Below are 12658 nucleotides of genomic sequence, written 5' to 3'. Positions count from 1 at the left end.
GGGAACAGGGCGAGGCGTATCGTGTTTTTGTAGCGACCCGATACTACTTGCCATTTGCCCGGCGACCAGCACCAGCAACCTAGTGCACCCTCGGGTAAAAGTCGATGGAGGACATACAAATGGCCATCGCATCTGCCCCCCGGACCCTGGACGGCGCCGACCGGCGCTATCTTTCGACCGTCATGACCAAGGCCCTGCTCAGCGAGGAAGAGGAACTCGACCTCGCCCGGCGCTGGCGCAACAACGGCGACCAGCGCGCCATGCAGAAGCTGGTGACGGCGTATCTGCGCCTGGTCGTGGCCACTTCGACCCGTTTCCGCAATTACGGCCTGCCGATGCCCGACCTGATCCAGGAAGGCAATATCGGCCTGATGCTGGCCGTGAACCGTTTCGACCCCGAGCGCGGCGTGCGGTTCTCGACCTATGCCGCCTGGTGGATCCGCTCGTCGATCCAGGAATATGTGCTGCGCAACTGGTCGATCGTGCGTTCCGGAACGTCCGCCGGCCAGAAGGCGCTGTTCTTCAACCTGCGCTGGCTGCGCGCCAAGCTGGAACGGGCCGGCGGCGGTACGGCCCAGCTGGACAATGCCTCGCGCGACGAGATCGCCAAGGCCCTGAAGGTTTCCGCGGCCGACGTCACCACCATGGCGCAGCGCCTGGCGGCCCGCGATCATTCGTTGAATGAGACCGTGGGCGGCGAGGAGGGCGGCGACGCCTTCCAGGATTTCCTGGTCGATCCGGGCCCGAATCCCGAGGAAATCGTCACCACCAAGATGGATGGCGGCCAGCGCCATGTCTGGCTGACGGAATCGCTGAAGGAGCTCAGCCCGCGTGAACAGCTGATCATCGTCGAGCGTATGCTCAACGATGAGAAGGCGACGCTGGAAGAGCTGGGCGGGCGCCTCGGCGTCACCAAGGAGCGTGTGCGCCAGATCGAGACCAAGGCCTTCCGCAAGCTGCAGATGGCCGTGCATCGCAAGGCCAAGCAGGCTGGCGAAAAGATCGTCGGCCAGCTGGAAGACCTGAGCGCCCTGAGCCCGGCCTGAAAACCCGGTCGCGGTTACCCTAAATTCGCCCACCCCTGCTTGACATCGGGGTGGGCGACGGGTAAACCGCCGCCTGCCGCGGGGGTGTAGCTCAGTTGGTTAGAGCGCCGGCCTGTCACGCCGGAGGTCGCGGGTTCAAGTCCCGTCACTCTCGCCATTTCCCCGCGGGCCCTTCTTCCCGAAAATCCGAACTGTCCTGACCGTCTCCGGGCCGGTCCGAATCCACTCCGCCGTAGGCGGATCGATTCGGCCATCGGTAAGTTGCGAGGCGTTCTCAGAAAGCCGAAAATCGGTTCTCAGCCGGCAACTTGCGGGCTTTTTTGCCGCACGGACGCGTGTTGCGGCGCGGCACGGAACCGGCTAGAACAGCCACGAACTCGGGCGGGGTGGGACCGGTCCGGGACTTAGTTGTTTTTTCGGAGGGGAATGACCGTGGACGCCCTGCTGCGGGAATATCTGCCGATCCTGCTTTTCCTTGGCCTTGCCATCGTGCTGGCTGTGGTTCTGGCCCTGCTGCCCTTTGTGGCCGCCAAACGCGCGCCGGACCCCGAGAAGAATTCCACCTACGAATGCGGCTTCGAGCCGTTTGGCGATTCGCGCAAGCAGTTCGATGTGCGCTTCTACCTGGTCGCCATCCTGTTCATTATTTTCGATCTTGAAGTGGCCTTCCTGTTCCCCTGGGCGATCAGCCTGGGCGAGATCGGCGTCTATGGCTTCTGGTCGATGATGATTTTCCTGGGCGTGCTGACCGTCGGCTTTATTTACGAGTGGAAGAAGGGGGCTCTGGAATGGGAGTGAGCAACACCATGCAGGTGGCCCCCAAGAACGCTCCTGGGACGAGCACGGCCATTCAGGCCGGCGGCTCGCAGGATGAATTCTTCAAGGACATTTCCGACGAGCTGGCCGACAAGGGCGTGGTGATTTCCTCGCTCGACAAGCTGGCCAACTGGGCCCGTACCGGGTCGCTCTGGCCGATGACTTTCGGCTTGGCCTGCTGCGGCGTCGAGATGATCCACGCCTATATGGCGCGCTACGATCTCGACCGTTTCGGCTCGATGCCGCGGGCCTCGCCCCGCCAGTCCGACGTGATGATCGTCGCCGGCACACTGACCAACAAGATGGCGCCGGCGCTGCGCAAGCTCTACGACCAGATGGCCGAGCCGCGCTACGTCATCTCGATGGGCAGCTGCGCCAATGGCGGCGGCTATTATCACTATTCCTATTCGGTGGTGCGCGGTTGCGACCGTATCGTGCCCGTCGACGTCTATGTGCCGGGCTGCCCGCCGACCGCGGAAGCGCTGATCTACGGTCTTCTGCAGTTGCAGAAGAAGATCATCCGCACCGGCACCATCGCCCGCTGAAGAGAGCCCCATGACCGACAGCAACGCTCTCCGCGATCTGGGTGACCATGTCGCCGCCCGTCTGTCCGGCGCCGTGCTGGACAGCGTGATCGCCCATGGCGAGCTGACCATCCAGGTGCCGGCCGAGCGCATCGTCGAGGTGATGACCTTCCTGCGCGACGATGCCAAATGCCAGTTCATCGAGCTGGTCGACATCACCGGCCTCGACTGGCCGGAGCGCGCGAAACGCTTTGACGTCGTCTATCACCTGCTGAGCATGACGCTGAACCAGCGCATCCGCCTGAAGGTGCAGACCGACGAAGAAACCCCGGTGCCGTCCATCGTCGGCGTCTACTCGGCCGCCAACTGGTTCGAGCGCGAGACCTGGGACATGTATGGCGTGATGTTCTCCGGCCATCCGGACCTGCGCCGTATCCTGTCGGATTACGGTTTCGAGGGGCATCCGCTGCGCAAGGATTTCCCGCTCACCGGTTATATCGAAGTCCGTTACGACGAGGCGCAGAAGCGCGTGGTCTACGAGCCCGTGCAGCTGACGCAGGAATTCCGCCGCTTCGATTTCATGAGCCCATGGGAAGGCGCGAAATACGTGCTGCCGGGCGATGAGAAGGCGGCGGGCGAGGGGCAGAAGTAATGGCCGAAGTCACGATCGCCAACTACATGGTCAATTTCGGGCCGCAGCATCCGGCGGCCCACGGCGTGCTGCGTCTGGTGATGGAACTCGATGGCGAGATCGTCGAGCGCTGCGATCCGCATATCGGCCTGCTGCATCGCGGCACCGAGAAACTGATCGAGCACAAGACCTATCTGCAGGCGGTGCCGTATTTCGATCGCCTCGATTACGTCGCGCCGATGAACCAGGAGCATGCTTTCGCCCTGGCGGTAGAGAAGCTGCTCGGGCTGGAAGTGCCGGCGCGCGGCCAGGCCGTGCGTGTGCTGTTCGCCGAGATCGGCCGTCTGCTCAACCATCTGCTGAACGTGACCACGCATGCTCTCGATTGCGGCGCCATGACGCCGGCGCTCTGGGGCTTCGAAGAACGCGAGAAGCTGATGGAATTCTACGAGGGCGTTTCCGGCGCCCGCATGCATGCGGCCTATTTCCGTCCCGGCGGCGTGCACCAGGATCTGCCCAAGGGCATGGACGAGGCCATCGTCAAATACCTGCCGCGCATGCTGAAGGTGATCGACGATATCGAAGGCCTTCTCACCGAGAACCGCATCTATCGTCAGCGCAACGTCGATATCGGCGTCATCAGCGCCAAGGATGCGATGGACTGGAGCTTCTCCGGCGTCATGCTGCGCGGGTCTGGCGTCGCCTGGGATCTGCGCAAGTCGCAGCCCTATGACGGTTACGAGAAGTATGATTTCGACATCCCGATCGGCAAGAACGGCGACTGTTTCGACCGCTATCTCTGCCGCATCGAGGAAATGCGCCAGAGCGCCAAGATCGTCGAGCAGGTGGTTGCCGCCATGCCGACCGGGCCGGTCGCGTCCGACGATCGCAAGGTCGTGCCGCCCAGCCGCGGCGAGATGAAGCGCTCGATGGAGGCGCTGATCCATCACTTCAAGCTTTACACCGAGGGCTATCACGTGCCCGAGGGCGAGGCTTATGCCGCCGTCGAAGCCCCCAAGGGCGAATTCGGCGTTTACCTGGTATCCGACGGCTCGAACAAGCCGTATCGCTGCCGCATCCGCGCGCCGGGCTTCCCGCATCTGCAGGCCACCGACTTCATGTCGAAGGGCTACATGCTGGCCGACGCGGTCTCCATCGTCGGCAACATGGATATCGTGTTCGGAGAGATCGACCGATGAGTGGCGTCCATATCGCACCGCCCGAGCTTCAGCCGGCCAGCTTCGCCTTCACGGCGGAAAGCATGGAACTGGCGAAGATGCATATCGCCAAGTATCCGGCCGGCCGCCAGCAGAGCGCGGTGATGCCGCTGCTGGATATCGCGCAGCGCCAGCATGACAACTGGGTGCCGCAGGCCGCGATCCGTTATATCGCCGATCTGCTGGGCATGCCGTCGATCCGCGTGCTCGAAGTCGCCAGCTTCTACACGATGTACAACCTGGCCCCGGTGGGGAAGCATTTCGTGCAGGTCTGCACGACCACGCCCTGCTGGCTCGCCGGTTCCGACAAGGTGCTGAGCGCCTGCAAGAAACATCTCGGCCTCAATCCGGGCGAGACCTCGGCCGACGGCCAGTTCACCGTGATCGAGGTGGAATGCCTGGGCGCCTGCGTGAATGCGCCGATGCTGCAGTATAACGACGACTTCTTCGAAGACCTCAACGAAGAGTCGACCGGCAAGATTCTGGAAGCGCTGAAGCGCGGCGAAACGCCGAAGCCCGGCCCGCAGAATGGCCGCCTGTCATCCGAGCCGTTCGGCGGCGCGACGACTCTCACCACTTTCAATCCTGCCGGCGCCGCTGGCGGGAATGACGACTGAGGCGGAGCCAGACCATGCTTCAGGATAAAGACCGCATCTTCACCAATCTCTACGGCCAGCAGTCGTGGCGCCTCGAGGCTGCCCGCAAGCGTGGCGACTGGGACAACACCAAGGCCATTCTCGACAAGGGCCAGGACTGGATCATCGAGGAGATGAAGAAGTCCGGTCTGCGCGGTCGCGGCGGCGCTGGTTTCCCCACCGGCCTGAAATGGTCGTTCATGCCCAAGCAGTCCGATGGACGCCCCAGCTATCTCGTCGTCAATGCTGACGAAGGCGAGCCGGGCACCTGCAAGGACCGTGACATGATGCGCCACGATCCGCACAAGCTGGTCGAAGGCTGCCTGGTCGCCGGTTTCGCCATGCGCGCAGTTGCCGCTTACATCTATATCCGCGGCGAGTTCTACCGCGAAGCCGAGAACCTGCAGGGCGCGATCGACGAAGCCTATGCCGCCGGCCTGATCGGCAAGAATGCCTGCGGTTCGGGTTACGACTTCGATGTCTTCGTGCATCGCGGTGCCGGCGCTTATATCTGCGGCGAGGAAACCGCGCTGATCGAAAGCCTGGAAGGCAAGAAGGGCCAGCCGCGCCTGAAGCCGCCATTCCCGGCCAATATGGGTGTCTGGGGCTGCCCCACCACCGTGAACAACGTCGAAAGCATCGCGGTGGCGCCGACCATCCTGCGGCGCGGCGGCGACTGGTTCGCCGGCATCGGCCGTCCGAACAATACCGGCACCAAGGTCTTCTGCATTTCCGGCCATGTGAACAAGCCGTGCAATGTCGAAGAGGAGATGGGCATTCCGCTCAAGGAGCTGATCGAGAAGCATGCCGGCGGTGTGCGTGGCGGCTGGGACAACCTGCTGGCCATCATCCCGGGCGGTTCATCCGTGCCGCTGCTGCCCAAGGCGATCTGCGACGATGTGCTGATGGATTTCGATAGCCTGCGCGCCCAGCGCTCGGGCCTCGGCACCGCGGCCGTCATCGTCATGGACAAGTCGACCGACGTGGTACGCGCCATCGCGCGCCTGTCGAAATTCTACAAGCATGAATCCTGTGGCCAGTGCACGCCGTGCCGTGAAGGCACCGGCTGGATGTGGCGCGTGATGGAGCGTCTCGTGCAGGGCAAGGCCGAGAAGCGCGAAATCGACATGCTGCTCGAAGTCACCACGCAGGTGGAAGGCCATACGATCTGCGCGCTCGGCGATGCCGCGGCCTGGCCGATCCAGGGCCTGATCCGGCATTTCCGCGGCGAGATCGAACGTCGCATCGATGCGTATCATACGGGCGCGCCGGTTCTGCCGGCGGCGGCCGAGTAGGCGGGGAAGGGTAAGCAATGCCCACGTTGACCATCGACGGCATCCAGGTAACGGTCGAGCCGGGTACCACCGTGCTGCAGGCCTGTGAACTGGCCGGCAAGGAAATCCCGCGCTTCTGTTACCACGAGCGTCTGACGATTGCCGGCAACTGCCGCATGTGCCTGGTCGAACAGGAGAAGGCGCCGAAGCCGATCGCCTCCTGCGCCATGCCGGCCGCCGACAATATGGTGATCAAGACCGACACGCCGCTGGTCAAGAAGGCCCGCGAAGGTGTGATGGAATTCCTGCTCATCAACCATCCGCTGGATTGCCCGATCTGCGATCAGGGCGGCGAATGCGACCTGCAGGACCAGTCGCTGGGGTATGGCAAGGGCAGCTCGCGCTACGACGAGAACAAGCGCGCCGTCAAAGACAAGTATATGGGTCCGCTGGTCGAGACCGTGATGACCCGCTGCATCCACTGCACCCGTTGCGTGCGCTTCGCCACCGAAGTGGCCGGCGTGCCGGAACTCGGCGCCATCGGCCGCGGCGAAGACATGCAGATCACGACGTATCTGGAACAGGCGATGACGTCGGAACTCTCCGGCAATGTCATCGACCTCTGCCCGGTCGGCGCGCTGACCTCGAAGCCCTATGCCTTCACGGCCCGGTCGTGGGAATTGCGCAAGACCGAAAGCGTCGATGCGATGGACGCCGTCGGTGCCAACATTCGTGTGGACGTGCGCGGCCGCGAAGTGATGCGCGTGCTGCCGCGCGTCAACGAGGACGTCAACGAAGAGTGGCTTTCGGACAAGAGCCGCTTCGCCTATGACGGCCTCAAGGCCCGTCGTCTGGATCGCCCCTATGTGCGCAAGGCCGGCAAGCTGCAGGAAGCCACCTGGCCGGAAGCCTTTGCTGCCGTTGCGGCTGGCCTGAAGGGCCTCGCCGGCAACCAGATCGCGGCGATTGCCGGCGACCTTGCCTGCGCCGAAAGCATCACGGCCCTGAAGGACCTGATGGGCAAGCTCGGCTCGGCCAATCTGGATTGTCGCCAGGATGGCGCGCAGATCGACCCGTCGAACCGCGCCGGTTATCTGTTCAACAGCGGTATCAGCGGGATCGATGAAGCCGATGCGATCCTGATCGTCGGCAGCAATCCGCGCCGCGAAGCAGCTCTGATCAATGCCCGTATCCGCAAGCGGTTCCTCACCGGCAAGGTGAAGATCGCGCTGATCGCCGCCGACCAGCCGCAGCTCACGTACAAATACGATTATCTCGGTGCCGGCGCTGCCACGCTGAAAGACATCGCCGAGGGCCGCCATGCCTTCGCCGAGGTGCTGAAGGGCGCGCAGAAGCCGATGCTGATCCTCGGCCAGGGTGCGATTGCCCGTGCCGATGGCGCTGCCGTGCTGGCGCTGGCCCGGCAGGTCGCTGACTCTGCCGGCCTCGTCAAGGACGGCTGGAACGGCTTCAACATGTTGCACACCGCGGCGGCTCGCGTCGGCGCGCTCGATCTCGGCTTCGTGCCGGGGCAGGGCGGCAAGGACGCTGCCGGTATTCTCGCCGGCGCGCAGTCGGGTGAGATCAAGGCGGTCTATCTGCTGAATGCCGACGAGATCGATACGACGAAGCTCGGTTCGGCCTTCGTGATCTACCAGGGCAGCCATGGCGATGCGGGCGCCCGTCGCGCCGATGTGATCCTGCCGGGCGCGGCCTATGTCGAGAAGGATGCCACCTGGGTGAACACCGAGGGTCGCGTTCAGCTTGGCCGTCGCGCCGCCGCCACGCCGGGCGATGCCCGCGAGGACTGGGCGATCATCCGCGCGCTGTCCGAGCCGGTCGGCCACAAGCTGCCCTATGACAACCTCGGCATGCTGCGCCGTCGCATGCTGGAACTGGCGCCGCATTTCTCCGGCGTCGATAAGGTCACGCCGGCTGCCTGGGGTGCCTTTGGTGCCGCGGGTGCGGTGACCGATGCGCCGTTCGTTTCGACGGTTGCCGATTTCTACCTGACCAACCCGATTGCCCGCGCCTCGGCCACCATGGCCGAATGCTCTGCCATCGCGCGCGGCGTCGCCATGCCGAAGACGGGTACCCATGACTGAGTCGCTCTGGCAAACCCTGTGGACCGGCTACGTCTTTCCGGGCGGGCTGATCCTTGTCCACATCCTGATGCTGACGGTGCCGCTGCTGATCGCGGTGGCCTATCTGACGCTGATGGAGCGTAAGGTGCTGGCGGCGATGTCGCTGCGCATGGGTCCGAACGTGGTCGGCCCCTTCGGCCTGCTGCAGCCCTTCGCTGACGCCGCCAAGCTGATCTTCAAGGAAACCATTATCCCGTCCGGCGCGAACAAGTTCCTGTTCATCGCCGCACCCTGCATCACTTTCATTCTGGCGTTGATCGCCTGGGCGGTGATTCCGGTGGGCGAGGGTCTGGTGATCGCCAATATCAATGTCGGCGTGCTGTACCTCTTCGCCATCTCCTCGCTGGGCGTCTACGGCATCATCATCGCCGGCTGGTCGTCGAACTCGCGCTACGCCTTCCTCGGCGCCCTGCGCTCCTCGGCCCAGATGGTGTCCTACGAAGTCTCGATGGGCTTTGTCATCATCAGCGTGCTGCTCTGCGTCGGTTCGCTGAACCTGAGCGCCATCGTGAATGCCCAGAAGACGGTATGGTTCGCCATCCCGCTGTTCCCGATGTTCATCGTCTTCTTCATCTCGGCGCTCGCCGAGACCAACCGCCATCCCTTCGACCTGCCCGAGGCCGAAGCCGAACTCGTCGCCGGCTATCAGGTCGAATATTCCTCGATGGCCTTCGCCCTGTTTTTCCTCGGCGAATACGCCAACATGATCCTGATGTCGGGCATGACCACGATCCTGTTCCTGGGGGGCTGGCTGCCGCCGTTCGACATCGCGCCGTTCAACTGGATTCCGGGCCTGGTCTGGTTCTGCCTCAAGATCTTCGTGCTGCTGTTCGTGTTCATCTGGGTGCGTGCCACTGTGCCGCGCTACCGGTACGACCAGCTGATGCGTCTGGGCTGGAAGGTCTTCCTGCCGTTCTCGCTGTTCTGGGTGGTGGCCACCGCGGGCGTTCTGCTCGCCTTCGACCTGCTGCCGAAAGGGGTCTAAGCCATGGCTTTGCTCGATCGCGGTGCTCGCACGATCTTCCTCTGGGAAGTGGTGAAAGGCCTCGGCCTGACCTTCGCGTATATGTTCAAGCCGCGCGCCACGGTGAACTACCCCTATGAAAAGGGTCCGCTCAGCCCGCGCTTCCGTGGCGAGCATGCGTTGCGCCGCTATGCCAACGGCGAAGAGCGCTGCATCGCCTGCAAGCTCTGCGAGGCGATCTGCCCGGCCCAGGCCATCACCATCGAGGCCGAGCCGCGCGATGACGGCTCGCGCCGCACCACGCGCTACGATATCGACATGACGAAATGCATCTACTGCGGCTTCTGCCAGGAAGCCTGCCCGGTGGATGCCATCGTCGAAGGTCCGAATTTCGAGTTCGCCACCGAAACCCGCGAGGAGCTGTTCTACGACAAGGACAAGCTGCTGGCGAACGGCGAACGCTGGGAATACGAGATTTCGCGCAATATCGCCGCCGACGCGCCGTACCGTTGAGCGCTGGGCTGGCGAGGGGGTAGAGCATGATTATCCAGGCCTTGGCCTTCTATCTGTTTGCGGCGATCACCGTGGCCTCCGGCTTCATGGTGATCTCGTCGCGCAATCCGGTGCACAGCGTGCTCTTCCTGATCCTGGCCTTCTTCAATGCGGCCGGCCTGTTCGTGCTGATGGGCGCCGAATTCCTCGGCATGATCCTGGTGATCGTCTATGTCGGCGCGGTCGCCGTGTTGTTCCTGTTCGTCGTCATGATGCTGGACATCAACTTCGTCGAACTGCGCCAGGGCTTCCTGCAGTATCTGCCCATCGGCGGCCTGATCGGCGCCATCCTGCTGATCGAACTGGCGCTGGTTGTCGGCAGCTGGGTGCTGACCCCGGCGGCGTTGTCGGGTGGCACCGATCCGATCCCGGCACTGACGCAGACCACCAATACCCATGCGCTCGGCGCCGTGCTCTACACGAAATACATCTACCTGTTCCAGGGCGCCGGCCTGATCCTGCTGGTCGCCATGATCGGCGCCATCGTGCTGACGCTGCGGACGCGCCCCGGCGTGCGCCGCCAGAGCATCAGCGTGCAGGTCAACCGCCTTCGTGAAGACGCCGTTGAGATCAAGAAGGTCGAGACGGGGAAGGGTATCTGATCATGACCATCGGCCTTGGACATTACCTGACCGTCGCTGCCATCCTGTTCACGCTCGGGATCATCGGCATCTTCCTGAACCGCAAGAACGTCATCGTCATCCTGATGTCGGTCGAACTGATGTTGCTGGCCGTCAACCTGAACCTGGTGGCCTTCTCGACCCATCTGAACGATCTGGTCGGCCAGGTGTTTGCGCTGTTCGTGCTGACCGTGGCCGCCGGCGAGGCCGCCATCGGCCTGGCGATCCTGGTGGTCTACTTCCGCAACCGCGGCACTATCGCGGTTGAAGACATCAATATGATGAAGGGCTGAGACGACGATGACGATGTACCATCTGATCGTTTTCCTGCCGCTTCTGGCCGCCATCGTCGCCGGCCTGTTCGGCCGTCGCATCGGCGACAATGCCGCCATGGCCGTCACCTGCGTGGCCGTGGTCATTTCCGCCATCCTCTCCTGGGTGGCCTTCTACATGGTCATCTATAACGGCCAGGTCGTCACCGTGAAGGTGCTCGACTGGATCGATTCCGGCAGCTTCAGCGTCGACTGGGCGCTCAAGATCGACCAGCTCACCGCCGTCATGCTGGTGGTGGTCAACACCGTGTCGGCCGTGGTGCATGTCTATTCCGTCGGCTATATGAGCCACGACGAGCATCGCCCGCGCTTCTTCGCCTACCTGTCGCTCTTCACCTTCGCCATGCTCATGCTGATCACGGCGGACAACTTCGTGCAGCTCTATATGGGCTGGGAAGGCGTCGGCCTGGCGTCCTACCTGCTGATCGGCTTCTGGTTCAAGAAGCCCTCTGCCAATGCCGCCTCGATCAAGGCCTTCGTGGTCAACCGCGTCGGCGATTTCGGCTTTGCGCTCGGCATCATGGCGCTGTTCCTCGCCACCAACGCCGTCACCTTCGATGCCGTCTTCTCGGCGGCGCCGGCGCTGGCCGGCAAGACCTTCCATTTCCTCTGGAAGGACTGGGACATCCTGACGGTCGCCACCTTCCTGCTGTTCCTCGGCGCCATGGGCAAGTCGGCCCAGCTCGGCCTGCACACCTGGCTGCCTGACGCGATGGAAGGCCCGACCCCGGTGTCGGCGCTGATCCATGCCGCGACCATGGTCACCGCCGGCGTCTTCATGGTGGCGCGCTGCTCGCCGCTGTTCGAATACGCGCCGGTCACGCTGAACATCGTCGCTGTGGTCGGCGCCTCGACAGCCTTCTTCGCTGCCACCGTCGGCCTGGCGCAGAACGACATCAAGCGCGTGATCGCCTATTCGACCTGCTCGCAGCTCGGCTACATGTTCTTCGCGCTCGGCGTCTCGGCCTATCCGGCCGCAATCTTCCATCTGTTCACCCACGCCTTCTTCAAGGCGCTGCTGTTCCTCGGCGCCGGCTCGGTGATCCATGCCGTCAGCGGCGAACAGGACATGCGCAACATGGGCGGCCTGTGGAAACACATCAAGGTCACCTATGTGATGATGTGGATCGGCAGCCTGGCGCTGGCCGGCTTCCCGATCTTCGCCGGCTACTATTCCAAGGATATGATCCTTGAAGTGGCCTATGCCGCCGGCGGCGTCGGGCAATATGCCTATATCATGGGGATGGCCGCCGCGATCCTGACGGCCTTCTATTCCTGGCGCCTGCTGTTCATGACCTTCCATGGCGCGCCGCGCGCCGACCATCATGTGATGGAACATGTGCATGAAAGCCCGATGATCATGCTGGCGCCGCTCGGCGTGCTGGCTTTCGGTGCGATCTTCGCCGGCATTGCCTTCCATGACGGCTTCATCGGTCATCACTGGAAGGAATTCTGGGGCAGCTCGATCCTGATCCTCGATAATCACAAGGCCATGGAAGACGCCCATCACGTGCCCTTCCTGGTCAAGGTCGGCCCGATCATCGTCGGCGTCATCGGCATCTTCATCGCCTGGATCGCCTATATCCGCGACACCACGCTGCCGCAGCGCGCCGCCGCCCAGCAGCCGATGCTGTACCAGTTCCTGCTCAACAAGTGGTATTTCGACGAGCTGTATGACCGCATCTTCGTGCGTCCGGCCTTCTGGCTCGGTCGTGTGCTGTGGAAGGGCGGCGATGGCAAGATCATCGACGGCCTCGGCCCCGATGGTTTTGCCGCCACGGTCATCCGCCTGGCCAAGCGCGCCAGCGTGCTGCAGACCGGCTATGTCTACCACTATGCCTTCGCCATGCTGATCGGCGTGGCGGCGCTGGTCACCTACTTCTTCAGTTCCATGGGGCACTAA

13 protein-coding genes and 1 tRNA gene are annotated in these 12658 nt (G+C 63.3%); all 14 read left to right on the top strand.

Annotation, left to right across the window (positions count from 1 at the left end; all coding sequences use genetic code 11):
- Positions 1-119: 119 nt before the first annotated feature.
- The 14 genes from AC1ROT_RS00310 (at position 120) to nuoL (ending at position 12658) form a co-directional block, all read left to right on the top strand.
- A complete protein-coding gene (locus tag AC1ROT_RS00310; RefSeq protein ID WP_492996811.1) occupies positions 120-1046 on the top strand; it encodes an RNA polymerase factor sigma-32 in 927 nt (308 codons plus the stop codon).
- Positions 1047-1126: 80 nt separating this feature from the next.
- A tRNA-Asp gene (locus tag AC1ROT_RS00305) sits at positions 1127-1203 on the top strand.
- A gap of 275 nt (positions 1204-1478) precedes the next feature.
- Entirely contained in the window at positions 1479-1844 is a 366-nt protein-coding gene (locus AC1ROT_RS00300) for an NADH-quinone oxidoreductase subunit A (protein WP_492970768.1), read from the top strand.
- A complete protein-coding gene (locus AC1ROT_RS00295; RefSeq protein ID WP_492970694.1) occupies positions 1835-2407 on the top strand; it encodes a NuoB/complex I 20 kDa subunit family protein in 573 nt (190 codons plus the stop codon). The genes AC1ROT_RS00300 and AC1ROT_RS00295 overlap by 10 nt, the downstream gene beginning before the upstream one ends.
- Positions 2408-2417: 10 nt before the next feature.
- Entirely contained in the window at positions 2418-3038 is a 621-nt protein-coding gene (locus tag AC1ROT_RS00290; protein ID WP_492996810.1) for an NADH-quinone oxidoreductase subunit C, read from the top strand.
- Entirely contained in the window at positions 3038-4216 is a 1179-nt protein-coding gene (locus AC1ROT_RS00285) for an NADH-quinone oxidoreductase subunit D (protein WP_492970696.1), read from the top strand. Before AC1ROT_RS00290 ends, AC1ROT_RS00285 begins: the two co-directional genes overlap by 1 nt.
- A complete protein-coding gene (gene nuoE / locus AC1ROT_RS00280) occupies positions 4213-4851 on the top strand; it encodes an NADH-quinone oxidoreductase subunit NuoE (RefSeq protein ID WP_492996809.1) in 639 nt (212 codons plus the stop codon). The genes AC1ROT_RS00285 and nuoE overlap by 4 nt, the downstream gene beginning before the upstream one ends.
- 14 nt (positions 4852-4865) lie before the next feature.
- Positions 4866-6164: an NADH-quinone oxidoreductase subunit NuoF gene (gene nuoF / locus AC1ROT_RS00275; protein ID WP_492970698.1), complete on the top strand. Its 1299-nt coding sequence runs from the start codon at positions 4866-4868 to the stop codon at positions 6162-6164.
- Positions 6165-6181: 17 nt separating this feature from the next.
- Positions 6182-8248, top strand: coding sequence for an NADH-quinone oxidoreductase subunit NuoG (nuoG, locus tag AC1ROT_RS00270; RefSeq protein WP_492996808.1), 2067 nt, complete (start codon positions 6182-6184; stop codon positions 8246-8248).
- Positions 8241-9272 carry an NADH-quinone oxidoreductase subunit NuoH gene (nuoH, locus tag AC1ROT_RS00265; RefSeq protein WP_492970700.1) on the top strand — a complete coding sequence of 344 codons (1032 nt, stop codon included), beginning with the start codon at positions 8241-8243 and terminating at the stop codon, positions 9270-9272. Before nuoG ends, nuoH begins: the two co-directional genes overlap by 8 nt.
- A gap of 3 nt (positions 9273-9275) precedes the next feature.
- Positions 9276-9764: an NADH-quinone oxidoreductase subunit NuoI gene (nuoI, locus tag AC1ROT_RS00260; protein WP_492970701.1), complete on the top strand. Its 489-nt coding sequence runs from the start codon at positions 9276-9278 to the stop codon at positions 9762-9764.
- 26 nt (positions 9765-9790) lie between these two features.
- Positions 9791-10405, top strand: coding sequence for an NADH-quinone oxidoreductase subunit J (locus tag AC1ROT_RS00255; protein ID WP_492970702.1), 615 nt, complete (start codon positions 9791-9793; stop codon positions 10403-10405).
- Positions 10406-10407: 2 nt separating this feature from the next.
- Positions 10408-10716: an NADH-quinone oxidoreductase subunit NuoK gene (gene nuoK, locus AC1ROT_RS00250; RefSeq protein WP_492970703.1), complete on the top strand. Its 309-nt coding sequence runs from the start codon at positions 10408-10410 to the stop codon at positions 10714-10716.
- A gap of 13 nt (positions 10717-10729) precedes the next feature.
- Entirely contained in the window at positions 10730-12658 is a 1929-nt protein-coding gene (nuoL, locus tag AC1ROT_RS00245) for an NADH-quinone oxidoreductase subunit L (protein WP_492970769.1), read from the top strand.

Source organism: Ferrovibrio sp. GW821-FHT12E11, assembly GCF_058806975.1.
Note: the sequence above shows the minus strand (reverse complement) of the source record. Positions and strands in the feature narration are given on the sequence as shown.